The sequence below is a fragment of the Phaeobacter cretensis genome (assembly GCF_047372505.1).
GTDB classification, from domain to species: domain Bacteria; phylum Pseudomonadota; class Alphaproteobacteria; order Rhodobacterales; family Rhodobacteraceae; genus Phaeobacter; species Phaeobacter cretensis.
In genome coordinates this window covers 1711929-1736857 of sequence record NZ_JBKBEU010000001.1, presented here as the reverse complement: position 1 = coordinate 1736857, position 24929 = coordinate 1711929, and the positions used below count along the sequence as shown (strand labels likewise).

26 protein-coding genes, 2 tRNA genes and 1 pseudogene are annotated in these 24929 nt (G+C 54.3%); 20 read left to right on the top strand and 9 right to left on the bottom strand.

Translation table 11 applies throughout. From position 1 onward, the window contains the following. Positions 1 to 26 precede the first annotated feature (26 nt). A complete protein-coding gene (locus ACEWZM_RS08440) occupies positions 27 to 2420 on the top strand; it encodes a DUF3131 domain-containing protein (protein ID WP_414006011.1) in 2394 nt (797 codons plus the stop codon). 8 nt (positions 2421 to 2428) lie between these two features. Here ACEWZM_RS08440 and ACEWZM_RS08435 read toward each other — a convergent pair whose 3' ends face one another. Further along, positions 2429 to 3049, bottom strand: coding sequence for a hypothetical protein (locus tag ACEWZM_RS08435; RefSeq protein ID WP_414006010.1), 621 nt, complete (start codon positions 3047 to 3049; stop codon positions 2429 to 2431). Between the two features lie 3 nt (positions 3050 to 3052). Between ACEWZM_RS08435 and ACEWZM_RS08430 the strand changes: the two genes are divergently transcribed. Beyond that, the gene (locus ACEWZM_RS08430; RefSeq protein ID WP_414006009.1) at positions 3053 to 3256 is read left to right on the top strand and encodes a hypothetical protein; all 204 of its coding nucleotides are present in this window, start codon (positions 3053 to 3055) and stop codon (positions 3254 to 3256) included. A 923-nt stretch (positions 3257 to 4179) separates the two neighbouring features. On the opposite strand, the gene ACEWZM_RS08425 is transcribed toward ACEWZM_RS08430, so the two are convergent. Beyond that, positions 4180 to 4254 (bottom strand) — tRNA-Thr (locus ACEWZM_RS08425). Positions 4255 to 4339: 85 nt separating this feature from the next. Between ACEWZM_RS08425 and ACEWZM_RS08420 the strand changes: the two genes are divergently transcribed. From ACEWZM_RS08420 to ACEWZM_RS08350, 15 genes are all read left to right on the top strand, one after another. Next, positions 4340 to 4519 carry a hypothetical protein gene (locus tag ACEWZM_RS08420; protein ID WP_414006008.1) on the top strand — a complete coding sequence of 60 codons (180 nt, stop codon included), beginning with the start codon at positions 4340 to 4342 and terminating at the stop codon, positions 4517 to 4519. 6 nt (positions 4520 to 4525) lie between these two features. Beyond that, positions 4526 to 5794 (top strand): UDP-N-acetylglucosamine 1-carboxyvinyltransferase, encoded by a 1269-nt coding sequence (gene murA, locus ACEWZM_RS08415; protein WP_414006007.1) that lies wholly within the window; start codon positions 4526 to 4528, stop codon positions 5792 to 5794. A gap of 2 nt (positions 5795 to 5796) precedes the next feature. Next, positions 5797 to 6276 (top strand): DUF2948 family protein, encoded by a 480-nt coding sequence (locus ACEWZM_RS08410; RefSeq protein WP_414006006.1) that lies wholly within the window; start codon positions 5797 to 5799, stop codon positions 6274 to 6276. Beyond that, positions 6273 to 6815: a GNAT family N-acetyltransferase gene (locus ACEWZM_RS08405; RefSeq protein WP_414006005.1), complete on the top strand. Its 543-nt coding sequence runs from the start codon at positions 6273 to 6275 to the stop codon at positions 6813 to 6815. The genes ACEWZM_RS08410 and ACEWZM_RS08405 overlap by 4 nt, the downstream gene beginning before the upstream one ends. 70 nt (positions 6816 to 6885) lie before the next feature. Next, positions 6886 to 8187 carry a histidinol dehydrogenase gene (gene hisD / locus ACEWZM_RS08400; RefSeq protein WP_414007983.1) on the top strand — a complete coding sequence of 434 codons (1302 nt, stop codon included), beginning with the start codon at positions 6886 to 6888 and terminating at the stop codon, positions 8185 to 8187. Positions 8188 to 8349: 162 nt separating this feature from the next. After that, positions 8350 to 8829: a UPF0262 family protein gene (locus tag ACEWZM_RS08395; RefSeq protein WP_414006004.1), complete on the top strand. Its 480-nt coding sequence runs from the start codon at positions 8350 to 8352 to the stop codon at positions 8827 to 8829. A 3-nt stretch (positions 8830 to 8832) separates the two neighbouring features. Further along, positions 8833 to 9291, top strand: a complete 459-nt coding sequence (locus tag ACEWZM_RS08390) for an arsenate-mycothiol transferase ArsC (protein WP_414006003.1) — start codon at positions 8833 to 8835, stop codon at positions 9289 to 9291. Then, complete coding sequence (locus ACEWZM_RS08385) at positions 9288 to 9683, top strand: ketosteroid isomerase-related protein (RefSeq protein ID WP_414006002.1); 396 nt, start codon at positions 9288 to 9290, stop codon at positions 9681 to 9683. Before ACEWZM_RS08390 ends, ACEWZM_RS08385 begins: the two co-directional genes overlap by 4 nt. Beyond that, a complete protein-coding gene (locus ACEWZM_RS08380) occupies positions 9683 to 10264 on the top strand; it encodes a GNAT family N-acetyltransferase (RefSeq protein ID WP_414006001.1) in 582 nt (193 codons plus the stop codon). The genes ACEWZM_RS08385 and ACEWZM_RS08380 overlap by 1 nt, the downstream gene beginning before the upstream one ends. 9 nt (positions 10265 to 10273) lie before the next feature. Then, positions 10274 to 11152, top strand: coding sequence for a carbon-nitrogen hydrolase family protein (locus ACEWZM_RS08375; protein WP_414006000.1), 879 nt, complete (start codon positions 10274 to 10276; stop codon positions 11150 to 11152). Positions 11153 to 11236: 84 nt separating this feature from the next. Next, a complete protein-coding gene (gene infA / locus ACEWZM_RS08370; protein ID WP_005978431.1) occupies positions 11237 to 11455 on the top strand; it encodes a translation initiation factor IF-1 in 219 nt (72 codons plus the stop codon). Positions 11456 to 11663: 208 nt separating this feature from the next. Beyond that, positions 11664 to 12245, top strand: coding sequence for a Maf family protein (locus tag ACEWZM_RS08365; protein ID WP_414005999.1), 582 nt, complete (start codon positions 11664 to 11666; stop codon positions 12243 to 12245). Beyond that, positions 12242 to 13264: a ribonuclease E/G gene (locus ACEWZM_RS08360; RefSeq protein WP_414005998.1), complete on the top strand. Its 1023-nt coding sequence runs from the start codon at positions 12242 to 12244 to the stop codon at positions 13262 to 13264. Before ACEWZM_RS08365 ends, ACEWZM_RS08360 begins: the two co-directional genes overlap by 4 nt. Beyond that, the gene (locus ACEWZM_RS08355; RefSeq protein WP_414005997.1) at positions 13261 to 13443 is read left to right on the top strand and encodes a DNA gyrase inhibitor YacG; all 183 of its coding nucleotides are present in this window, start codon (positions 13261 to 13263) and stop codon (positions 13441 to 13443) included. Before ACEWZM_RS08360 ends, ACEWZM_RS08355 begins: the two co-directional genes overlap by 4 nt. A gap of 81 nt (positions 13444 to 13524) precedes the next feature. Then, positions 13525 to 13599 (top strand) — tRNA-Phe (locus tag ACEWZM_RS08350). A 244-nt stretch (positions 13600 to 13843) separates the two neighbouring features. Here the strand turns inward: ACEWZM_RS08350 and ACEWZM_RS08345 are convergent. Continuing rightward, complete coding sequence (locus tag ACEWZM_RS08345) at positions 13844 to 15799, bottom strand: hypothetical protein (protein WP_414005996.1); 1956 nt, start codon at positions 15797 to 15799, stop codon at positions 13844 to 13846. Between the two features lie 148 nt (positions 15800 to 15947). Here ACEWZM_RS08345 and ACEWZM_RS08340 point away from each other — a divergent pair. Both ACEWZM_RS08340 and ACEWZM_RS08335 read left to right on the top strand, forming a co-directional pair. Further along, positions 15948 to 16732, top strand: a pseudogene (locus ACEWZM_RS08340) (IS5 family transposase). A gap of 64 nt (positions 16733 to 16796) precedes the next feature. Further along, complete coding sequence (locus tag ACEWZM_RS08335) at positions 16797 to 17114, top strand: putative quinol monooxygenase (RefSeq protein ID WP_414005995.1); 318 nt, start codon at positions 16797 to 16799, stop codon at positions 17112 to 17114. A 39-nt stretch (positions 17115 to 17153) separates the two neighbouring features. Here the strand turns inward: ACEWZM_RS08335 and ACEWZM_RS08330 are convergent, their stop codons facing one another. The 6 genes from ACEWZM_RS08330 to ACEWZM_RS08305 all read right to left on the bottom strand — a co-directional run bounded on the left by ACEWZM_RS08330 (position 17154) and on the right by ACEWZM_RS08305 (position 23241). Beyond that, positions 17154 to 17864 (bottom strand): globin domain-containing protein, encoded by a 711-nt coding sequence (locus tag ACEWZM_RS08330; RefSeq protein ID WP_414005994.1) that lies wholly within the window; start codon positions 17862 to 17864, stop codon positions 17154 to 17156. Between the two features lie 614 nt (positions 17865 to 18478). Then, on the bottom strand, positions 18479 to 19207 hold the full coding sequence (locus ACEWZM_RS08325; protein WP_414005993.1) for an SDR family oxidoreductase: 729 nt from the start codon (positions 19205 to 19207) through the stop codon (positions 18479 to 18481). A gap of 32 nt (positions 19208 to 19239) precedes the next feature. Continuing rightward, positions 19240 to 19971, bottom strand: a complete 732-nt coding sequence (locus tag ACEWZM_RS08320; RefSeq protein WP_414005992.1) for an SDR family oxidoreductase — start codon at positions 19969 to 19971, stop codon at positions 19240 to 19242. A 5-nt stretch (positions 19972 to 19976) separates the two neighbouring features. Next, complete coding sequence (locus ACEWZM_RS08315) at positions 19977 to 21275, bottom strand: class II D-tagatose-bisphosphate aldolase non-catalytic subunit (protein WP_414005991.1); 1299 nt, start codon at positions 21273 to 21275, stop codon at positions 19977 to 19979. Then, positions 21272 to 22252: a tagatose kinase gene (locus tag ACEWZM_RS08310; RefSeq protein WP_414005990.1), complete on the bottom strand. Its 981-nt coding sequence runs from the start codon at positions 22250 to 22252 to the stop codon at positions 21272 to 21274. The genes ACEWZM_RS08315 and ACEWZM_RS08310 overlap by 4 nt, the downstream gene beginning before the upstream one ends. Further along, complete coding sequence (locus ACEWZM_RS08305; RefSeq protein ID WP_414005989.1) at positions 22249 to 23241, bottom strand: sugar-binding transcriptional regulator; 993 nt, start codon at positions 23239 to 23241, stop codon at positions 22249 to 22251. Before ACEWZM_RS08305 ends, ACEWZM_RS08310 begins: the two co-directional genes overlap by 4 nt. Before the next feature lie 217 nt (positions 23242 to 23458). On the opposite strand from ACEWZM_RS08305, the gene ACEWZM_RS08300 reads away from it, so the two are divergent. Further along, entirely contained in the window at positions 23459 to 24898 is a 1440-nt protein-coding gene (locus tag ACEWZM_RS08300) for an extracellular solute-binding protein (RefSeq protein ID WP_414005988.1), read from the top strand. Positions 24899 to 24929 lie beyond the last annotated feature (31 nt).

The following is a 24929-nucleotide window of genomic DNA, read 5'->3' as shown; positions in this document are numbered from 1 at the left end:
TGAAACCAGAAAGTTGGACGATATTAATGCCATGGAAACGCCGTGAGTTTCTGGGTTTGGCCTCAAGCGGCCTGCTGAGCTCTGCATGGCCTGCTCTGGCTCAGACCGAGCAGGCGGACGCCATTCGAGCGTTCTCTATTCTTTTGACGGGTGTTCACCCGTCTTTGCCGGAAAACGCACTCGGGTCGCTGATCTTTGCATTTCTATCGCAAGGGGTGTCACTCTCACTCGAAGTGGAATTCGAAGAATTTGCCAAGCACGCACAGGATGGTGTTCACCCGGTTTTGACGATGCTCAGCGATACAGCCTCTCAAAATCGTACGTTTGTCGAAGTTGTTCCATCCACACGGAACCTTATGAGCAAGACCGGGTACTTCAAGGCACGGAGCCTGTGGAACCTCCGCTCTGATATCGATCAACTGTTGCCGGGATCGATAGCCGCCGCGGCCCAACCCGCACATTTTTCGACCGTGTCAACCAACACGATCGAAGGCGAGTTGCGGCAGGATGGTTTGCGGACCGGAGGATGTACTACGGTAATTTATGATGCCGTTGATGTTTCCGAACGCGAAGCGGTGCTTGGACCCGCCGCTGTGTTGATGCTGCCATTGAAAGCACGTCTGGATCTTCGCGAGGCACAGAAAAACATGACGTCCGAGCTGTTCTCCCAGCTAGGGGATGGAACTGTTCTGGCGCTTAATATCGCAGAGTTGCCGATTGATCCGGCCCGAGCCTATGAGGTTGGCCAGCGTATCGCTTCTGCCGTCAATCGGGCTCGTCTTTCAGGCTATTTGCTACCGGTATTACCGCGTGAGATTTACAAGAGATGCTGTGCGTTTCTTCCAAATCATTCACGCCACTACGTTGTTCTTCAAGAGCTCCCAAGCGAGACAGAGGCATACAACGCTATGCTAGCGCAAGCACGTGCGCGGCTTGACGTTGATTGTGTGACGCTGGTGCGCGGAGGAGAACGTCGTGCCGATGGTACCTTGCTGGTCGAAACCCAGGATGGTGAGGAACTTCGCCTCGGCGCGCCAGGGTTGGGATCAGATGGAGAGGCGGTTGAAGGCCCTCTATTTCTTGCCGATAATGTGGCTCCTCAGCGAGGCGATATTCGACATCCGGACGCCGTTTTTGTTCACACCGCGGAAACTGTTGGCAAGATTTCGGCTAAAGTACCTGCGGCCAATGGAATTTGTTTGAACTACCCCACGCGGATCGTTGACCCTGCGCATGAGTTGTTGCTCGAAGCTCGTGAGACGCTGAGTGCAGATAGCCTGAAGCCAACACCGGTGGGTTTTGATGAGGCCATGATCGCTGATGCGCGTTTGGCTTATGAATACTTGGAACAGACTGAGCAGCACATCACAGGATTGGCGCTGACTGTCAGAAAGCAGATTAACGGCAAATCTTTCGATAACTCTGAAATTACCATGTGGGATGTCGGAAGTCTGATCCTCGGCTTGCTTGCAGCGATTGAACTGGACCTAGCGCCGACAGAAACGATTTATAGCCGTATTCGGAAGATCATGAAGTCGCTACCGGTGATTAAGGACGGCGAGGCTGCCTACCCGCCGACGCTTATCAATGTCCGGGATGCCTCTATCGAGAGGCACGGTTTTGATGCTTGTGATTTCGCGCGCCTGACCAGTGCCGTAACACGTGCGGCGCAGCACTCGCCACTTGCGGATGTTTGTTCTGAGCTGATGAAAAGATGGCAGATCACGAGCTTGATGCAAGGTGGGGCACTGAATAACATTCTGAAGACTCGAATTCAATCTTCCTACATGTCTCATTGCGCTCACTATCAGGCGCAGGTTCTTCCTTTCTTGGGTTTGGAGAACGTGCGGTCCCCCTATCGCGAAGCCTTTGTGGGGGATACGGTAGCAGATAGAACAGTTAGCTTGCTTTACGCCGTTGATAAAATTGGAGTTCTACCTACAGAACCACTGTTGCTGGAGTACGTGGAACTGGGCCCGTCTGCGGAATGTGCCGTCTTGACGGATGTCTTCCTGGGCGCCATGAAGCATCACTTTGATCAAACTGGACAGTTGTTGGCGCCATCAGAGACGCCAATCGATACCGCGCCTTGGTTTGTCTATCAGGGGTTCGATTTAGGTCATGAGACGCGTTGGAATGTGAGCTATCGCAAGGGGCGTGATGTGTACTTCGATCCGGTGGCTACCAGTCCGTATGGTATCTTTTCCACGAAAGCTGCTTATCTGTGGTATGCGGTCAGGCCCTGTGATTTCACTCGTAAGATGCTCGAAATGGCGCAAAGCCGGGCGCAGATCGATGGCTTGGGTATGAGCAGCGGCTTGTTCCTTGATGGGTATGGCCAGATTAAAAACCACGCTGACCTAAACACCAATGGGATTGTGCTGCAGGCGCTTGCGCATCTGAAGCGCCGCGCCCGCTAGAAGGTCGCTTAGCTTACCGGGCCAAACACCTGACAGCCGCTGGCAGAGATCTCGCCTCTGGCTACTGGATAGCCTCTGCGCGGGTTGAGACGGATCGGTTGCATTCCGGTTAATCTATTCATGCATCTTTCGGTATCGCGTACTGAGTTTTGCTTGCCGCCGATGTAGATATCCAACCAGGGACGGCCGTTTTTACCGATGTGGCAGGGTCCGTTTTGAGGTTGGTGCCCATCACCACATACATCTTCCACGATGGCGTATTTGCGAAGCCGTTCGATATAGAATCGGGTGCCGGCCGGGAAGTCTAGTTTCTGGCGCCCTCGTCGAATAGCATGACCCACGGCGATTGTTATTGGGTCATTAAATGTCCCGGTTCCACCGGCTTGTCGCCGCAAGACAGGGCGCGCGATAGCCGCGCTGCCCGGCGGGGTATTGTCCCAATAGCTGTAGCCGGTCAGGTATCCTTCAAACCGAACCTCAGTTCCACGTCGGACGAACTGGTCAAACTGGCTCTTGAGATCATTGTTGATGCTCTGTGCGGGCAGAATGCTGGCGCAGATGCTCATCATGGACAGGGCAGCGGCAATCACTGCAGCTTTTTTGATAATCGAGTTCCATATCGTCGACATGACATGTTCCTTGTCGAGGGCAGCCTCGGGTTGTCGCTGCTGCCTGCGGAGGTCAGCGCGAAGGTGTCGATGCAGCTCGCCAGACGTGTCGACAATTCATCGACGCGTTTCGGCTGTAGCCGGGTTCTGTATTGCCCTGTCGGCGATGATTGGCGTTATGAGGCAGCCCGCGAGCTGGACTTGCGGTCGCCCGGTTGCGAATACTGATGCGTCTGTGTTGTACGATCCGTTCTGCGACGCCTCACGACTGAGGTGAAGCGGATACACCAGATGCGGTCCCGCTCTCAAACGGCGCGGGCTGGTTTTGGCGAGATCTCTCCCACGGATAGGCGGATTTCAGGCGGCACCAAAACAGATGACTGCTTGCTTTTTTATCGGTTTGTTACCTAGTCGGAGCACCGTCGTCGTTTCCAACGTGATCTGAGGCATAGTTGCCCTGATGATCCGGCCAATATCGGGCCGTCGTCTGGGCCGAATACAGAAGACAGCAGAATGCCTGCAGTCGCGCCGAGGAAGGGGACGATCTGGCCGAGTTTGCACTTTGCCTGTATGATCTGCCTGCCGACACCACGCTTAGAAAGTAGTGGCGTTGACCCACATTTTTTATATTGGTCAAAACTGCCTATATCGTCCCCTTGCGGCGCGACGCCAGATGAGATGCCATGTATTGGCAATTTGGTCGGTGGGTGATGCTGTCGTTTATGATCTGTCATTCAACCCTCCGGATCTGGATGTCACTGCTGAGTAAGCAACCTGGCGCTTTTGCAAGATCGCGGTTCGTAGGATTGAAGATGGCGGGCGAACATTAAAATCAGCCTTAATCAGCGCGATTCGGATGGAGTAAGTTGTCGACAATTTGATTCAACAGCAATTGCCCGCTAACAGTGGCGGATGATTTTGAGCTTTATCCCCAGGTTCGAAACAGCGTTTGCGAATCGCGAGCTGTTTTCAGGTCAAATCGATTCGCACCGGTTCATTGAAGGGGAATTCGACTAGATAAGTCGGGGTAAACAGAACAGCTCTGCCGATTGGGAATAGGGCCGTTCTGCGCTGCAATATCAAGCCACAACCGAAGGCGACAAACAGCCAAATAATGCCGTAATATCATGAAAAGGAACTGTTTTGGAAACTGGTGCTGCTGGAGAGAATCGAACTCTCGACCTCTCCCTTACCAAGGGAGTGCTCTACCTCTGAGCTACAGCAGCGCCGGTGAGGGGGCTTTTAGGCATAAACGAACAGTGGCGCAAGAGCATTCTGGACGGTTTTTTCACACTCCGTTACAGAAGGGATATGGCAGATAAGAAAACAGCAAAAACTGGTGGCTCGGTGGTCACGCGTGAAGATCGGTTGAAGGCGGCATTGAAGGCGAATATGGGCCGCCGCAAGGCTCAGGCGAAGGCGCGTGCGGTCAGAGATGACAGCAGAGATAGCGCAACAGACACCACCGCTGCAGGCAATTCCAAGGAGTAAGGGCAGATGGATTCGATTTTGGTTACGGGCAACGGCCCTCTTAAAGGACAGATTCCCATCGCAGGGGCGAAGAATGCCTGCCTTACACTGATGCCAGCAACGATGCTGAGCGAGGAGCCGCTGACGCTGACTAATGCGCCACGGCTTTCGGATATTCGCACAATGACGACGCTACTTCAGTCTCTTGGTGCTGAGGTTTCATCGCTTCAGGATGGTCAAGTCTTGGCAATGTCCAGCCATGATATTCATAATCATACTGCTGACTACGATATCGTGCGCAAGATGCGGGCCTCAATCCTTGTGCTGGGGCCAATGTTGGCACGTGATGGGCACGCAGTTGTATCGCTGCCCGGTGGTTGTGCCATTGGTGCCCGTCCAGTTGATTTGCATTTAAAAGCGCTTGAATCGCTGGGCGCGCAGCTGGAGCTAGAAGACGGCTATGTTCACGCCAAGGCGCCTATGGGCGGACTGAAAGGGGGAACTATCGACTTCCCTCTGGTTTCTGTCGGGGCAACTGAAAATGCACTGATGGCGGCCACATTGGCAAAAGGCACGACAGTCATCAACAACGCAGCACGAGAGCCAGAAATTGTCGATCTCGCGCAATGCCTGCGCAAGATGGGTGCTCAGATCGAAGGTGAAGGCACATCGACGATCACAATCCAAGGTGTAGACCGCCTGAATGGTGCCACCCATCCTGTTGTTACAGATCGGATCGAACTCGGCACCTATATGCTGGCACCTGCAATTTGCGGTGGTGAAGTTGAATTGCTGGGGGGTAAACGCTCCTTGATCGAAGCTTTTTGCGACAAGCTGGAAGCGACCGGTGTCGAGATCGTTGAAAACGAGAACAGTCTCACCGTGCGCCGTGGCGGCAACCGCGTAAAGGCGGTGGACGTGGTGACTGAGCCTTTCCCCGGATTTCCGACGGATCTTCAGGCACAGATGATGGCCTTGATGTGCACAGCTGAGGGTACCAGCGTTCTGGAAGAGAAAATCTTTGAGAATCGATTCATGCATGCGCCAGAGCTGATGCGTATGGGGGCGAAGATCGACGTCCACGGTGGCCATGCGACAGTAACCGGTGTCGAGAAATTGAAAGGTGCGCCGGTGATGGCCACGGATCTACGTGCTTCAGTATCCTTGATCCTTGCTGGTCTGGCTGCTGAGGGCGACACAACGGTTAGTCGCGTCTATCACTTGGATCGTGGGTATGAGCATGTTGTGCGTAAGCTGTCATCGGTTGGCGCAAAAATTGAACGAATCCAGGAGTAGTGATGTCAGATGCAAGTTTCGATGATGGACGCGAAGCTCCGTTGAATCTTGGCGCTCTTAGCGCCGAGGATTTGCAGGTCGTGGCCTCTCTTGCACAGGATGCTGTGTTTCCGGTGACCGAGATCAGTTGGCGTCCTACGGAACACCGCTTTGCGCTTTTGCTGAACCGGTTTCGTTGGGAAGATAAAGATTCCGCTGAAAAGCGCGGGCGTCCCTACGAGCGCGTGCAAAGCGTTTTGGTTGTTGATCATGTTCTGTCTGTGGCGTCGCAGGGTCTGGATCGCAGAGATAGTGATCTGATCCTTTCTTTGCTGTCGCTGACGTTCGAGCCCGGAACGGACGGTGATGGGCATATTGTTCTGACACTCGCCGGGGACGGCGTCATTCGTCTGGCTGTTGAGGCGATCGAGATCACGTTGCGTGATGTTACACGCCCCTATCAGGCCCCTTCCGGTCGGGCGCCACAGCATGACGAGACATGATCCTACGTCGTCTGGCGAAGGCTGATCTTAACGATCTTCGCGCCCTTTGGCGTGAGGGTCTGATGCAGTTTCCGGCATCTTTCCTCATGACAGTAGAAGAGGCGGCCGACATTTCAGACGCGACCTTGCTAACTGGATTTGAGAGCGGCGCTTACTTGGGCGTGCTTATCGAGGATCGTTTGGTCGGGTTTGCGGTCTTGCGGCGGGGTGGGCTGTCGCGCATCTCGCACGCTGCCGATCTGGGGCCGTTTTATATTTCCTCAGCGTATCAGCGTCAGGGGCTCGCAAAAGCCTTGTTGGCTCATGTGCTCGACCACGCCAGAGAGGCGGGGGTGAGGCAGATTGAGTTATGTGTGGACGCGGAGAATAGCGCGGGACAGGCACTATATCTGCAAGCTGGATTCCGTCCGTTTGGCCTGCGTCCACGCTCTGTCATTATTGGCGATAAGCCTCGAAACGACGTGCTGATGTTATGTCCATTGGATGGCGCGTTGGCCGCTGACGCGATCCAATCACTGGCAAAGCAGGTGCTTGACTGACGCACAACATCAGCAATCATCTTGAGACTGTGGGCAGTGGCCTATATTGCAGGCCCAAAGGAGAGCCATGATGCCCGTTTTTCTGAACGCGTCCGACGCTGATTTCGACAAGGCCTTTGCTGCCCTTCTAGGGGCCAAACGCGAGGACAGCCCTGACGTTGACGCCGTGGTAGCCGATATTATTGCGGATGTTCGTGCCCGCGGCGATGCGGCGCTGATAGCTCTGACTGCAAAATTCGACCGGTTGGAATTGGCAGCGGAGCAATTGCGTATTTCCGACGCTGAAATCAGTGCTGCGGCCCAAGATGTCTCTGCAGAAGAGCGGGCAGCGCTTGAACTGGCGGTGGAACGGATCCGTGCCTACCACGTTCGCCAGATGCCAAAGAATGAAGAATGGCAAGACGATACTGGGGCCTCGCTAGGATGGCGTTGGTCGGCCATCTCGGCCGCTGGTCTGTATGTGCCGGGCGGTTTGGCGAGCTATCCCTCTTCGGTGCTGATGAATGCGGTCCCGGCAAAGGTGGCAGGGGTGGAGCGGCTGGCGATGGTTGTTCCCACGCCGGACGGGAAGATCAATCCGCTTGTACTATTGGCAGCGCAGTTGTCTGGCGTCGATGAAATCTATCGTATTGGCGGCGCGCAAGCAGTTGCCGCTCTTGCCTATGGTACCGAGAGCATAGCACCTGTCGACAAGATCACCGGCCCTGGAAACGCTTTTGTCGCAGCGGCCAAACGCCGAGTATTTGGTAAAGTTGGCATCGACATGATCGCGGGTCCGTCTGAAATCCTTGTGATTGCCGACAAGGACAACGACCCTGACTGGATTGCACTGGATCTGCTCAGCCAAGCTGAGCATGATGAAAGCGCGCAGTCGATCCTGATAACCGACGATGATGGCTTTGGCCGAGCTGTGGCAGACGCGGTTGAGACACAGTTGAAAACGCTTGAGCGTTCTGCAATCGCTGAACCCAGCTGGCGTGACTACGGTGCGGTGATTACTGTCGCTGATATGGATGAGGCTGCACGGCTCTCGAACCGGATCGCGCCCGAGCATCTGGAGCTATGTGTCGCCGATCCACGCGCGTTGAGCAAAAAGACCATTCACGCCGGCGCTATTTTCTTGGGCCAGTACACGCCGGAGGCGATTGGGGACTACATCGGCGGGCCAAACCATGTTTTGCCAACGGCACGGTCTGCACGTTTTTCATCAGGCCTTTCGGTGATGGATTTTCTGAAGCGCACGACGCTGAGTGAGATTACGCCCGAGGCGCTGCGTGCCATTGGTCCTGCTGCCGAGACCTTGGCCAATAGTGAAAGTCTCGAAGCGCATGGCCTGTCGATCCGCGCACGACTGGATCGCCTGAACCAATAGGCGTTGATCACAGCTCACTTGGCCAATGGCAGGCCAAGGCGTGCCCCACAGGACTGTGGCATTGGGCACATCGTTGCGACACATCTGTGTTGTGCGGATTGCCGTGGCATCGACCATCGGCTAGTCAGTTATCAACATGACCCGCGCACAGAGATCTGACCTATGAGCCGCATCAGCCAAATCGACCTTGATGACCGTAATTTGCCACCCCCGACGCCTGAGATTGAGCAGGAGCGCCGGGTCGCGATCTTTGATTTGATTGAGGACAATAGCTTTGCATTGCCTGCTCGGGATGAGCGCGAGGTGCCTGAAGGCCCTTACCACCTTAGCCTTGCGATTCGCGATAAGCGGCTGGTCTTTGATGTTGCGTCTCAGGGAGGGGAGAAAGCTGCGGAGTTCCATCTTTCGCTCTCGCCCTTTCGTCAGGTGGTGAAGGATTACTACCAGATCTGTGAGAGCTATTTTACCGCAGTCAAAACCCTGCCTCCGAGCCAGATCGAAACGATTGATATGGCCCGGCGGGGAATTCACAACGAAGGTAGCCGGGTCCTGCAAGAACGGTTGGAGGGTAAGGCCGAAATCGACACTGACACTGCCCGTCGGTTGTTTACTTTGATCTGCGTTTTGCATTTTGGAGGCTGAAGCGTGAGCGAGTTACCGCAGTCGATATTGTTCTGCTGTGACCATAATGCAGTCAGGTCTCCCATGGCCGAAGGGATCATGAAGCAATTCTATGGCTCTGGCACCTATGTGCAGTCGGTTGGGGTCAAGAATGACATGGAGATCGATGGCTTCTGTATCGCTGTGTGTCAGGAAATCGGTGTGGAGCTTTCCCGCCATCGTTCGCGGTCATTCGATGAAATGGAACAATGGGGTGATGATCTGTCGTCATTCGATCTGGTGGTCGCGCTTTCGCCCGCGAGCCAGCGTCGCGCATTAGAACTTACGCGGTTTTTCCACCTCGATGTCGAATACTGGCCAATTATGGACCCTACTGGGCTGGGGGAATCCCGGAATGCCAAGCTAGACAGTTACAGACAAACTCGAACGCAGATTATCGAACGTTTGACTGAACGCTGGGGCAACCCGATGGAGATAAAATGAACAGCACGATTACCCGCTACTTTGAGGCGTTCAACGCCAATGATACCGCCGCCATGTTAGAGTGCTTGTCTGAGGATGTTGCTCATCATGTGAATGAGGGTGAAATCCGGAGGGGCAAAGCGCTCTTTGCTGCGTTCAGCGAGCATATGAGCCGTTGCTACGATGAAACCCTGACAGAGGTCGTAGTGTTCAGTACCGAGAACGATACCCGAGCTGCCGCGGAGTACACCGTAAATGGCACTTATCTGCAAACTGATGCCGGACTGCCCGAAGCGACGGGCCAGACCTATCGCCTGCCTGCTGGGTCGTTCTTTGATCTTAAGGGCGGTCAGATCACTCGTGTCACCACCTATTATAATCTAGCGGACTGGGTCGCGCAGGTTTCGACCTGATGACATTGGATGTGCGGCCTCTTATTGGCGCGGCACTAGAGGCGGCTCTGCCGGATTTGGCGGCTCTCCGTATAGAGGTGTTTCGCGACTTTCCCTATTTGTACGAAGGCAGTCCGGAGTATGAGAGACGCTACCTGCGCTCCTACCAAGAGACGGCGCGCGCTGTATTAGTGGCGGCCTATGATGGTGCACGTGTCATTGGGGCTGCTACTGGCATGCCGCTTTCAGATCATGGCGACGCAAGTCAACTGCATGGGTCCGTCGGAGACATAGCATCAGTGTTCTATTGCGCGGAAAGCGTGTTGCTACCGGAGTATCGTGGCCAAGGGGTTGGGCACGCCTTCTTTGATCATCGTGAAACCCATGCCCGGTCGCTTGGGTTTTCCAAGATCGCTTTTTGTGCGGTGACACGCCCCGAAGACCACCCGATGCGGCCAACAAACTATCGCTCGCACGATAGGTTCTGGACCAAACGCGGATATGCGCCACTTCCAAATAAGGAAGCTGTGTTCTCATGGCGCGATGTGGGTGATGAGAGCGAAAGCCGCAAAACGCTAAAGCTGTGGATGAGGACACTGTGAGGTCATGACATGAAGATTGCGACAGCTGCCTATCCTTTGGACTGGTTCGACAACTGGGCCGCATATGAAGCCAAGCTTACAAGATGGGTAGGTGATGCTGCTGACCAAGGCGCGGATCTTCTAGTCTTTCCGGAGTATGGCGCGATGGAACTGGCGACTTTGGCTGGAGCCGAGATCGCAGCTGATCTTGAAGACTCATTACGCGCCGTCTCCGATCTTATGCCGGCAGTACATGCGCTGCATCTTCAGTTGGCAGCGAAACATGGCGTTCATATCTTGGGGGCCTCGGCGCCCGTTTTCGATGCCCGGTCGCGACCGGTAAACCGCGCCAGCCTATATGCTCCAAACGGTAAGGTAGGTACGCAAGACAAACAGATCATGACGATGTTTGAGCGCGCCCCATGGGGCGTTACCGGCGGAGATCCGTTGACCTTGTTTGATACGGCCCTGGGTAAGATTGGTATCCTGATTTGCTACGATAGCGAGTTTCCACTGTTGGGCCGCGCTCTGGCCGAGGCGGAAATACTACTCGTTCCATCTTGTACCGAAGCCTTGGCCGGGTATTGGCGGGTGCGGATTGGTGCCATGGCGCGCGCGCTGGAAAATCAGTGTGTGAGCGTAATGGCATCATTGGTTGGTGTGGCAGATTGGTCCGAGGCGGTTGATCAGAACACTGGTATGGGCGGCGTCTTTGGTCCACCGGATACCGGATTTCCGCCAACGGGCGTCCTCGCCGAAGGGGTCTTAAATGAGGCTGGTTGGATCTATGCTGATGTCGATCTAGATGTCATAGCCGAGGTGCGTGCAAATGGTGTGGTGCGTAATCGAACGCATTGGAACGAACAGCCTGACACCGAGAATTCCATAACAATATGCTCGCTGCGGTGATTGCGCCCTTGAAAATCAGGGAAAAAGCGCCCATTTAGGCGCAGATCCCGCGAGATTGCGGGAAAACTCAAAAATGGAGATAACATGGCCAAGGAAGATACGCTCGAATTTCCCGGTGTCGTGAAGGAACTCCTGCCGAATGCGACGTTTCGGGTCGAGCTGGAAAACGGCCATGAGATCATCGCACATACGGCAGGTAAGATGCGCAAAAACCGCATTCGTGTTCTGGCTGGCGACAAGGTGCAGGTTGAGATGACCCCTTATGATTTGACCAAGGGGCGGATCAACTACCGCTTCAAGTAAGCGTTGGTACCAATAGTGTAACAAAAGCCCGGCCTTTTGCCGGGCTTTTGTTTTGGGTACCTGTCGGCTGAGTGTCCCGATATCACCTTGGGAAACATCAGGTCGGCTCAGGCAAGTTGGGATTTTCAGGTTCGCTGAACCCCGAATGACTGAGCCAAAGCAGAAGCAAGCGCAGTGTTCACTGCGCCTTAGGATAAGAGGGCTGAAGATGGCATTCATTCTGGGATCGGGCAGTCCGCGCAGGCTGGACTTACTGGCTCAACTGGGGATCACCCCCGACGCCGTTTGCCCACCTGATATAGATGAGACACCTAAACCGGGAGAATTGCCGCGTATTTATTGTGCGCGTATTGCCCGGCAAAAGGCTGAAGCAATCAGCGCAGATTCCGATGATCTCATCCTTTGTGCAGATACAACTGTTGCGCTCGGTCGCCGTATTATGGGCAAACCTGATGATGCCACTGAGGCTGCACAATTTCTGTTGAGCTTGTCCGGGCGTCGCCACCAGGTCATCACCTCGGTAGTGGTGCGCCGCGGCGACAGGCTTTGGTCCCGTGACGTCGTCAGCGCGGTTAAAATGAAGCGGCTTTCGGATGAAGAGTTGAACGCCTATCTCGCGACCAACGACTGGAAAGGCAAGGCTGGTGCCTATGCCATCCAGGGACCCGCTGGGGCTCTCATTCCATGGATTAACGGGTCGTTCACCGGAATTGTAGGCCTGCCATTGGCAGAAACAGCCGCCCTCCTTCGAGGGGCGGGCTGGACACAGAGCAAGGAGACAGCAGCATGAAGGGTAGAACGATTGTTCTGGACCATATCGATGGGCGAGAAGCCGCAGCTCTCATCGTCGATGGCCAGCTCGAAGATCTGTTGATCGACAGTGATGCACCAGCGCCCGGCACGATCTACCGCGCACGGGCAGATCGGCCGGTAAAAGGGCAGGGCGGCATGTTCCTGACAACGCCGGATGGACCCGCTTTTCTGCGTCAAGTCAAAGGCCTGGCGCCCGGTCAGGAATTGCTGGTGCAACTGACTGGATATGCTGAACCAGGCAAGGCGCTGCCTGTGGCCCAGAAGCTGCTATTCAAGAGCCGCTACGCCATAGTCACACCCGAAGCGCCAGGATTGAATATCTCCCGCTCTATTCGTGACGAAGGAGAGAGGGACCGGCTTTTGGAGGTCGCCCATGATGCTATGGGTGACTGCAGTTACGGCCTCATCTTACGGTCCGCCTGTGACGGCGCCGATGCGGGTGAAATCGAAGAAGATATCCTGTCTATGGTGTCGCTCGCGATCCAAGTTTTGGATGATGGTGATAACGGACCAGAGGTCCTATCGGAAGGTGATACCCCGCATCTATTGGCTTGGCGTGATTGGACCGATCCGGCGGATGTAGAGCGGGAACCCGGCGGTTTTGAACGGCTCGGCGTATTGGATGCATTGGAAACTGCTCAAGGTATTCGCGAACCTTTAAGCGGAGGTGCTTTTCTGTTTATCGAACAAACACGGGCGCTGATTGCTGTGGATGTGAACACAGGTGTTGATACGTCGCTTGCGGCTGGAGTTAAGGCGAATATGGCCTGCGCCAAGTCACTGGCCCGTGCGCTGCGCCTGCGCGGCCTTGGCGGCCAAATCGTGATTGATCCCGCTCCCATGCCCAAGAAAGATCGTCGCGCTTTCGAAAATGCTCTGCGTGCAAGCTTTCGTACCGATAGTGAAGATACCGTGCTGGTCGGATGGACCACGCTTGGCCATTTTGAACTGCAGCGCAAACGGGGACGTATTCCGCTGACAGAGGTGCTGTCGTGAGTTGCCCGATCTGTAGTGAGGAGAGCCACCAGGATTATCGCCCTTTCTGTTCGCGCCGTTGTGCAGATATTGATCTTGCAAAGTGGTTTAATGGCGCTTACGCGACACCAAGCACAGACCCGGAAGATATTGAAAACGCTCTGGAAGAGGCCGAGAAATCGCAGGAAATCAAACATTAGCGAATTTCTTTGAAAATCCCTCTGGACACGGTCATGCGCACGTCATAGAAGGCCCACACCCAAGGTAAACAGCCTTCCCGTGCCCGGGTAGCTCAGGGGTAGAGCAGTGGATTGAAAATCCTCGTGTCGGTGGTTCGATTCCGCCCCCGGGCACCATTTAAATAAAGCAAAAACATAAACTTACGGTATTTCTGCGCTGCAGCGAAAACCGTTGGAAATCCCAAGATACCCTATCACAGCGTTAGCACAGCCTTAGAATTACCTGTTAGCACAGTTTGTTGTGAGCGCCGCGCCGCGCGCCTAGCACAGTTCTAGCACAGTGCGGTAGCAACGCTTCTTGCCGTGCTTATGGTGCTATGGGAGTGATGATACAGATTTAAGTTTTTGATATCATTTACTTTTAGGGTTCAACTCCAGTCAGTGCGTACTCCATGGCTGATTGTTTTGACGTTAGAGGGTAACGGCACATGAAATTTTCATTAGAGGGTTCGTCACAGTCTTGGACTGGAAGATCATTGTTGAAGTTGTTTGCCACCGCGTTCAATAGTTCTGAATAGCCTTGCAAACCAAGGCTCCAGCCAAGAGGAAGCCCTAGAGACGTGGCGCTGACTTCAAACCTTTGCACTTTTCCGTCAAAGGGTTCGATGCCGTGACAACCTTTTCCAGAGTAGCCACAGCCTTCAACTTCTAAATCAATGATAGCGTCCCGCCCCCTGGAAACACGTGTAGCGAATAACGTAATAATGGGATCAAAGAAGCTCTGACGCCCAGTCTCCACGCCGTTCTCAGGGTTGGTGTAGTCGGCAAAAATTGGGATGTGTACGAATGAAACGGGAATGATCTGCTCCGCCCAAAGCTCTTCAGAACATAGCGGATTGCGTTTTTCCAACTCGGCATTCACGGTATTGCGTAAATTGTTCTCCGGTACATCGAACACACAACCATATGTTACGTCGACATAGTTTCCGCATTGCCAGGAATTCTCCGAGATACACCAGTCAGGTGCTAACCATTCCTGTTCGCGAATATCCCGATGTATCGCCAAGCTTGCAGCCGCGCCTGTATTTTCATAATAGCCGCCGTCGGCATATCGCTCACCCAAGGTACTATGCGTATCCGGCACCTTTCCGGTTGGTGTAATGAATGGGAACCGTGCGGCCAAGCTCGCTCCAGTCACAATTGATACCGGGTAGTCGAACCAATAGTACTGTATGCGATCTGGAATATTCCCTTGCCCTGCAAATAGGTGGCGATCTAGGGGGAAGGGAGCTATTAGTTCTGTTCGCCCAGTTCCCACATTTGTAGTATTTAGGAAAACTGCGGGGTCGCTTGCTTCAGGTCGCCAGTATTCACGGACAGGCTGAGACAGCGCACCACTCTTGTCTTGTTGCAGAAATGAAGTCTCGAGGAACTCTCCGCTGCTGGGAGCTCCGATATCAAATGGGACAAGAAACTGAACGATATTTCCAAAGATGAAACCGCCCAGCACAGTCGAAAAATAGTCCTCAGATAGGTCCATTGTTCTAGCTGGAGTTTGTGCATCGATTTCGACACAGTCATGGATTTCCTCGATGCCTTCTGAAAAACGATCATCTGCAACGAACATCGCCGCCCCCATCGCTCCGCCGGAAACAGCACTGATTGCAAAAACATGCTGCCTGAAGTTTGGGCATGCGAGGCTCGCGTGTTCCAAAGTTGCAAAAGTGTGCGCAGCGGCATAAATCCCGCCTCCCTCGGCTGAAACGAGGAACACGGGATACGGCAACCCTTTCGCAGCATAAGCTTCCAAATCAGGGCGGTTCCTCAACCAGTCCTGAAATGCACACTGAGCCGTTGCAAATTGGCAGTTGGAGAGCTCGCTATGATCGTCGATCGCCCAATGCTGATTAGGTTGTGCTTTCGCGACATCGAAAGGATGATCAATTTCACCAAAAGTCAGCCGAGTTATCAGAAGTAAAGCCACGACGAAAGTTGCCGTTTTTCCTAGCCGAGTGAGAACTACCGTCAAGGCAACACAACAACCAATAAAGAACTGAAGGAGCGCGGGAGCGCCCAGGAGCTGCGAAAAGCCAACAGGCTTCGCATGAAATGCTGTGGACAAGACAACAAGCACAAGTAAGTTGCCCCCCAGAAGGTAATCATTTCTAATTCTCTGGGAGGAGAACCCAAGTAGTTTCAAGAGGTTCAAGCCTGTCAACGCTGTGAAAAACAAAAAGAACAGCATGTGTTGCCACAATGGGAAACCTGTACTCGGAGAGAAGTAGATTACGAATTGATCGAGCCAAAGACTGGGGCTCACAAGGAGAAGGAAAATCGCGGCAAAGACAATTTTGTGAAATGATTTTTTGCTAAGCATTTGCAACCTCAAAGCGCAAAGTGAATATGTGTCACGCTTGCAGCGAGCATCAATCCAGTCAAGTCCACACCTTAGGTTCTGGACCTATTAATTTGGTTGCCGTCATCCCGCCTGCGTGATTCATGCCCTTGAGTTTCAGGGGTATAACATGAGCAATCTATTCTGGCTGACGGATGTGCAGATGGCGCGACTTCAGCCTTACTTTCCAAAGAGCCATGGTAAGCCGAGGGTTGATGATCGACGCGTGCTGAGCGGGATTATTTTCATCAACCGCAATGGGTTACGTTGGTCCGATGCGCCGCGTGAATATGGGCCGCCAAAGACGCTGTATAATCGCTGGAAACGATGGAGCGATATGGGTGTGTTCGCTCGGATCATGAACGGGCTGGCTGCAGAGGGAACCGCTCATAAAACCATCATGATCGATGTGAGCAGGCGAACGCCATGCGTTCGAGTGAGCCTGCGCAAGTACCTCAAAGCGCACCGCACGGCTTCCAGTCTGCGGTTGAAAAAGGGGGCGTCGCAGGCTGATATGGCGCACCAAGGGTGGCATGAATACGAAACTGCACGCCGTTACTGACAGTCTGGGACGCCCCATCCGCTTCTTCATTTCCGCTGGGCAGGTGAGCGATTACACGGGCGCCAGGGCTCTGGTGAACAGTCTGCCACCGGCTGACTGGCTGCTGGGAGATCGAGGCTATGACGCAGATTGGTTCCGCGAAGCCCTTAATGACAGGGGAATAAAGTCCTGTCCCAGGTCGAAAGTCACGCGACAAGCCTGTCCGATACGACAAGCGCCGCTACAAACGACGCAACCGCATTGAGATCATGTTCGGACGCCTGAAGGATTGGCGGCGCGTCGCCACTCGATATGACAGATGCCCAAAGGTATTCCTCTCGGCCATCGCTCTCGCTGCAACGGTCCTATTCTGACTGTAAATCAATGAGTCTCGAGCCTAGCTTTTGGGAAACCAATTCCAACAACAGGAACCCCAAAATGTCTATCGTCCACGTGCTTGCAATCATTACGACAAAGCCAGGTCAGCGCGATGCTGTGCTTGAGTTGTTTAACGCTAATGTCCCTGCCGTGCTGGCCGAAGACGGTTGCATTGCATACGAAGCAACCGTTGACACCAAAAACGCCGGGGTGATGCAGACCAAATTTGGCCCCGACACTTTTGTGGTTGTGGAAAAATGGGCAAGCATGGCAGCACTTGGCGCACATGCAAGTTCAGACCATATGAAGGCTTACGGTGCCAGCACCAAAGACATGTTGGCAGACAGAGTGGTCCACATTCTGTCGCCTACCCAATAGCCCACATATCTCAAAAGGCGGTAGGAGAGACGCTGATGATCACATCATCAACGCCTTGTTCACTTTCGCATCTTTGCCTTCATACTGTGAGACATCCACTCCGCGGTCAGCAAGGGCTGCGTTGAGCTCTTCTTCACTCAACGCATCAATTGCTTTCTCCGTCATTTTCATGAGGTTGATCTTTCGCTTGTACGCGGGATTGGTCTTTCCGAAGAAGCTCCGGTTTTCAAACGCAAAATCATCCGCATATTTGCCCAAGAAGAATGACAAGAACGTATTGATACTGATGCGCACACGCCGGTCATCGGTCATCACGTCGGATGATCCATCCAACGTTTCCAACATAAGATTGGACCAAAGCTCAGCGCCCTTGTCGTTCATCAATGCCATCGCATTGTGCGTGTGATGAAAATTCAGACGGAACTCTGCACCATGATAATACGGCCCCCCGCCCATCACATCGATCCACATCGACGCCTGCGTGTTGATGTGATGATTGATGCCGCCGACACGTTCGAATACCGACTTGAACCAATCATCCTGCTCAAACACACGCTGATAGAAACGCTGCACAATCTCCACGATGGGATCCTGGCCGAGAACAGAATGCAGTTGCCAAAACTGGATCGGCTTTGCTGTATCGTTGGGGGCGGTCAACGACAAAATTTCCGCCATTCGGTGCGCATCCTTAGGCAGAATGCGTTTGGTTATCGCTGACGTGATGTAATCTCGCTGGATCTTCTCTGTCATGTAGCCGGTTCGTGTTGGAAACTTGGGAAGGTCAACATTTTCCATAATGTGGTCTCGCCGGGTGTCTTGCCCTCTTTGATGGTGGATTGGTCGCGCTTTTAATGGTTTAGCGCAGGACAAGGTACTTATGTTTGTACCCCCCTGTTTTCAACCGCTGGGCTTTGGCTTGGAAAATGCTTGTCAAGAAGTTTGAATTTCAGAGGAAAATTCTCACAAAAACTTTCCTGAGGAAAATTTCTGCGAGTTCTTACGCTGAGAAAGCGTTGAACAAAAAGTTGATTTGATCAAGTTTTCCAGTGATGCGGACCTTCGCTGCAGGGTGTTTGGATGGGCAAGATGCGGACATTGCTGCCATTACCCCTGCGAGTGTTTGCTGACGCAGCATCCGCTCGCAGGTGCGGCACACTCATCGCCGCATTGCAGTCAATGCCGCCAGACCGGACATTCAAAGCCAGTCACAGGCACGAAATTCAATCAGCCCCTTCGCTGATGCGGCTTTTGCTTGCACAGTAATGCCTCGCGACTTCAGCGCGCTTTTCTCCGCAATCCGGTGGCACTCCCTAAAGCCAGCATTCGACTTTTCCCAGAGACGCCGAAGTTAGCGCTCGTGGCACTCAGATATCGAAGTTCGTTGGCAGCACGATCATGTCGCGGATCGTGACATTCCGCCCCCGGCTCAGCGCGAAGATCAGAGCGTCAGCCACTTCTGAGGGCTCGATCAAAGATCCGTTTTCTTTCGCCTTGCGCAGGTTTTCTTCGGGCCAATCGGCAAGCAGCGCCGAGACCACTGGCCCAGGTGAGACTTGGCCCACTCGGATCCCATGCTCCCGCAGCTGACGGCGCATGGTTTGGACGAAACAGGTCATCGCCCATTTGGAGCCGGAATAGACAGGCTCCCAAGGGATTGCCGAATGACCCGCGACCGAACAGGTCACCCAGATATCGCCAGTTCCGCGTGATTTCATATGGGGGATTACTCCGTGGACGTTTTTCATCACCGCGTTGACGTTCAGGTTCAGCATCCGGTCGATGGTATCGGCATCAGTCTCATCCAGATCGCCGCCGATATAAGTTCCGGCGTTGCAGTGCAGGATGTCGATGTGATCAACCTTTTCAAGGATTTCAGGGACCATTGCCTTACAGCTCTCGGCGTCCAGAAGGTTGGTGGCCTGGATGATGGCTTTTTCCCCCAGTCGTGCGGTTTGGTCCGCCAAGGCCATTTCGTCACGATCGACCATGACGACGGTTGCGCCCTCGGCCAGAAGGGCTTCGGTGGCGGCAAGGCCAATACCCGAGGCCGCGCCCGTAACAACAGCGATTTTTCCGTTGAGAGTTGTGGCCATGTTGGCCTCCCTTGTTGTTCGAATGAGAAAGCTCAGACGGCGAGAAAACCGCCGTCGATGGGCAGCACAGCGCCCGTTATCATCGGGGCGTCGTCACCAAGAAGCATTACGATGGATTTGGCTACATCCGTGACCTCGGCGAAACGGCCAATGGGGTGGCGCACCATCATTGGGTCTTTCTTGGCTGGATCTGACCAAGCGGCTGCGGCGAGTTCTGTCATCGTGACAGTGGGTGCAACGGCATTGACGCGGATGCCATGCGCGCCCAATTCCTTGGCCATGACGCGCGTGGCCCCTTCAAGCCCGGCCTTGGAAGCGGCATAGCACATGTGTTCCTGAAACCCGCGATGGCCAGCGATTGAGGTGACGTTCAGGATCGCGCCCCCGCCGCCTGCTGCAACACGGGAGCGGGCAAACTCCTGTGCGCAGATCAGGGCGGCACGCAGGTTGATGCCCATGACGGCCTCGTAGCCATCGTCAGTCATGTCCAGCACCGATTCCAACACGTTTGTCCCGGCGCAGTTGATCAGGAAATCGCAAGTGCCCGCCTTTTTCATGGCAGCGCGGGCGGCGTCATTGTCCATCAGGTCGACATTGATGGATGTACACCCGGTTTCCTGCATCAGACGATCAAGGTCGGATTGCGTGCGGGCCATCGCAACAACTTTTGCGCCCCGGTTTGCCATCTCAATTGCGCAGGCGCGGCCGATGCCTTTTCCGGCTCCCGTGATGATGACGCTTTGTCCGTCGAACTGTCTGGTCATTTTGTCTAATTCTCGTTGTGCAATGTGGCGTTCGTAGAATGACAGGCCGCGTGATAGGTGCTCAGGCTGTCCTGGACGCGCTCGATAAGAATGTTCTCGGGTTCCAGCGCTTTGTCGGCGGCATGGGCGGCGTGTGGCATGTGTTGCCACATCAGTGGCATCGGCACGATCTGGCCGCGCAGCGCCCCCAACAGCCGATTTACGGCGGCCTGAGCTTGGGGCGTGCTCCAGTAATACCGAATACGATCTGATAGTGAGTAGTGGCGCATCTGGCGCTGCTGAGCCCGGCTACCGTGATAGTGGCGCGCCCAATTTTCAGGGTCCGATTGCATCACGGTTTCCATCTCATGATAAAGCGGGCGGTCGCCGTAATCCGGCAAGAGGTCACTTGCGATAAGGTCCAGAGCATAAAGTGCCTCGCGCAGCACAAAAGTCAGTTCCGGCCCGACTTTCAGGATCGCGAATCCGTCACGCACCAATTCGGACAGCGGCCCTTGCCCCTGATAGTCGGTCGAATGCGCCTCGAACACGAGGTCGTCCAGATTGTTCAGAACCTGTACTAACGCGCCCGCTTTTGAGGCGTCATAGGTCATGACATTGTGATTGCCGAATTCAACGCCCGGCTGAACCACCAGACCAATGATCCGGTTCAACATCTGGGATAAGCCTGCTTTTTTTAACACCTCGTAATGAATTTGAAGCGTCTTGCGGGCGGAGGCGGCGTTTGTTGGTGCGATCTCGTCCAGGGCGTGGTCTGCCCCACCGGGAGGCGGCACCTCGGTTCCGATGATGTAAAGCGGCGGCACCAACCCAGCCGTTTGTGCTGTTTCCTCTGCACGCAAGGCCAGTTGTGCAGCGCGGTGCGCAGTTGTTTCATCGTCCAAGGCCGCAGGTTCTCCGGCGCACCCCATTGAGGCATCAAGGTGCAATTTGCCAAAGCCCGCAGCGACATAAGCCGAAATCATGTCGCAGGCTTGGTCCATTGCTTCATTAACGGGCAGATCGCGCCATGGATTTGGGCCGAGGTGATCGCCGCCAAGAATGATCTGCTTACGGGTACAACCCTCTTGTTGTGCCAGGCTGAATACCAGATCCGCGAAGTGAGCGGGTGTCATGCCGGTATAGCCACCGAGGTGGTTGACCTGATTGCAAGTCGCCTCAATCAGGACCGTGCTTTCTGTAGCTCGCCCGTGTCGCAAGGCAGCGCGCAAGACAATTGGGTGGGCCGAACAAATCGAAGTTATGCCACACGGTGTTCCGTCACGGTACAATCCGCCAAGGTCGGTCAATTTTAACGCAGTCATGCCCTGCGCTCCGTCTCTGCGATGAAGGCGTCAAGCTCGTCGCGGGTGCCTGCGCCCTCCATCGGGCCAAGCACGGTTACGTTTCTCGCACCGGCTGCATTCGCATAGATCAGCGCTTGATCGATAGACATCCCCAGCCGCCGCGTCGCCACATACGCCCCGCCAAAGCAGTCTCCGGCACCGGTTGGGTCGATTTCTTTAACAGCAAATGCGGGGACATGCGTAACAGTGTCTGCCGGTCCGTAAGTGGTTGATCCTTGCGCGCCACGCTTGACCGCAATCTCTGAAATACCGATCGAAAACAGGCGTTCAATTGCTTGTTCCTCATCGCTGTCCGCTTGCATCTCTGCCGCAATGTAAAGTTCGTCATCTGACGGCAAAAGCAAATCTGTCATGGCCATCATCGTGGACATCCGCGCACCAGTTTCCGCATCGGTCTGCAACTCTTTGCGCATATTGGGATCAAGCGAGACGGTTCCGCCGCGCGCCTTGATCATCTGCGCCGCGCGCTCGATCATCGGCCAAATGACAGGATTTCCCAGAAGCGTGCCCATAACATGAAGGTGACCGGCACGCGACACCACCGCGTCAATGGCCTTTGTCCAGACCAGCCCTCCGGCGGCCGAGGTCCACATGTTGAAAACAAAATCGCGACTTCCGTCAGGACGATACCGCACAAAGGCTGTGCCGGTCGGTAATTCCGGGTCTGTGATGACGCCGGTCACATCAACCCCTTCGCGCTTCAAACGCGCAAGATTGACCCGACCAAATTCGTCATCTCCGACGGCTCCGATCATTGCGGCAGCACCGCCGATACGACCACATTGGGCGATAAAGATCGCCGGGGCACCGCTGGGGTAGGGTCCGATCAGAGGGATCGGTTCTGAGAACCCATCGCCAACCGTTGTCGCAACAATTTCCGCAAGGATTTCACCAACACAAATAGTCGGGCCCAGGCTGTCAGGCGCAAGTGTCATAGTTCATCGCCGCCTGTTTTGGCGGCCTGTGTTTCTGAGGCCTCAAGAAGCAGCCGCGCGGTCGTGTCATCCGTGACAAGCGTATCAACAAGCCCTCTTTGGCAAGCAGCTTTGATAATTTCCACTTTGTGAGGGCCCGCAGCCGCCATGATTTTTTCGGGTATGTCGATGACCTGTTCCAATGGCATCCCAACCGCTCGGCCGTCAACTTGAGCCGAAACCGGGCGACCTTCCCTGTCGAGGAACTGACCGAGCACATCGCCAATCGCACCAGCGTCGATCAACGCTTCTGGGGTCATACCCTGTGGCAATCCGTGTTCCACGAGAAACGATTTTTCTGAAACGTTCGAACAGGTCAGCAATACGGCATCCAGTGATGCGAATTTCGCGAAGTGCTCCTTGAGCGCGTATTGCGATAGAAAAATGTCACGATCGATTCCTTCCGACAGGTAGATCGGCGCAGTCAGGACGGAATATTGCGCCCCAAGGACATTTGCAAAGCCCGAAGCAATCCCGAAAGAATTCAATGTCGAACCCTTGGCTGTACCGCCAAGGATCGAAACAACTTCAAAGTTAGGGTGAGATTGCCGGGACAGTTTCCGAATGGCAGAATCCAACGTCAGGCCCCAAGATACGCCCAAAGAGGTCCAGTCGCCAGTCGCCAGTCGCTCGGTCAAAAGTTCTGCAAGAGCCGCACCGACAGATCTATGATAATCATAGTTGGCTTCATTTGACGGGCTAACGATCGCTCGTTTCAGACCGAGGGCCGATTTGAGCTTTTCTTGAATTTCAATCCGCGGCAGGAACGGCGATTCAATATGAATCTTCACGAACCCGAGTGACTTTGCCCGCTGGATCGCCTGATTGACGCGAAGACGCGTGACATTGAGCAGGCGTGCGATTTCGGCTTGCGTCATTTCGTTCACGTAATAATGCCAGCAAATTTCCGTAACGAAAGCATCGCTTTCTTCGAATTGTTCACGCGCCAAACCGATGCACTCCCTTGTCCTCTGGCGCCATTATGCGCTGCCAGTATGGGCCATCCTTACAGCATTACATTTGTATGACAATATATACATTCGAAAATTTACAGTTGAATGAAATAAGATGCAATTGTAAATTGACTATAGGAGGTGGTGCGAATCGTACGGCTTGATGTTGCCGAATGCCTGCGCCGAACTCCGATAAAAACATGGGAGGAAAGCCGTGAGCTTTGCATTAAAACTGGGCGCATCCGCGCTTGCACTAACAGTCGCCACTACTGCTGCGTTCGCAGATGGTCATGCTGATTTCTGGAAAAAAGCCGCTGAACCCTATCAGGGTGTCACAATCAGGGGCGTGACGGAATCGTCACCGCCTTCGCTTTATATTCGCGAAGTTCTTGCGCCTGAGTTTGAAGCGCTGACCGGTATTCGGGTTGATGTTGAAACCACATCCTGGGACCAGATGTTCGACAAAGGCATCAAAGACATGGAGGCCGGCACCGGCATCTATGACATGGTCTATATCGAGCAGGACATTATCTATTCGTATCTTGCGCGGGATTTTCTAACGGACTTGTCCGGCTTTCTGGAGGCCAACCCAGCCCTGAACGCTCCAACCTATGATGAAGCCAACTTCACGACGTTCGCGGACTATTTCAAAGATGCCGAAGGCAACCTGTATGGTGTGCCAATGGAAGCTTTCCTGAAAGTGTACCTGTATCGCACCGACCTTTTTGGTGACGCGGACATTCAGGCGGCCTTCAAGGCAAAAGCTGGCCGTGACCTTGTGCCTGCCAAAACCCACGCAGAATACGCAGAAATCGCGCAGTTCTTTACCGATTACGGCAAAGAAAATGACATGGACCTGTGGGGCACAACGGCACAGGCACACACAGGCCATGTGGCATCCTGGTATGAATACTACGAATCTGTTGTGCCAACGTTTGGCGTGTACAGCTGGGGTATTGATGCGAACAACAACTATGCCGCGTCTGTCGCCAATGGCGGTGCGATGAACGGCCCAGAAGCCGTTGAGGCCATGACGTGGTGGCTGAGCATGCGTGACATCGCGCCACCAGAAAGCCCAGCATCCACCTGGACCGAAGTCGGAACCACGTTTGGTGCCGGTCGTGCCGCTCAGGGTCTGGTCTATGGCGAAAACGCCGGTTGGATCGCCGCAGATGCAGAAAAGTCGCTTGTTGTTGGCAAAGTTGGCGTCGCATTGCCGCCGCTGGCTGACGGCGTGCTTGCTGCCGCTGAATCTGGTGACGGCTATATTGGTTACTATGACGGTGGCGCATTTGGTATGCCGCATTCGTCAAAAAACAAGGAAGCGACAGCCCTATTCCTGCAGTACATTGGCCAGAACGAAGTTCAGCCTGATTGGGCAGTTGCTGCACCTCGTGTGACCAATACCGCGACTTATGATGATCCAAAAGTTGTTGCCTTCAACGAAGAATTGGGCGGCTATTACGATCTGATCAAGGACAAAGGTTACCTGTTTGCAGGTGCGCCAGCCTATCCGTTCCACGCCCAAGTGCGTGAAGCGACGGCTCCAATCTTCTATCAGATCCTGCTGGGCGATCTTGCACCGCAAGAAGGTTTGGACCAAATGGCAGCCGCAGCAGAAGCAACGCTGACCGAACTTGGCTACCGCAAGTAACCTAGCCTCCCGATAGGTTACACTTCGGGTC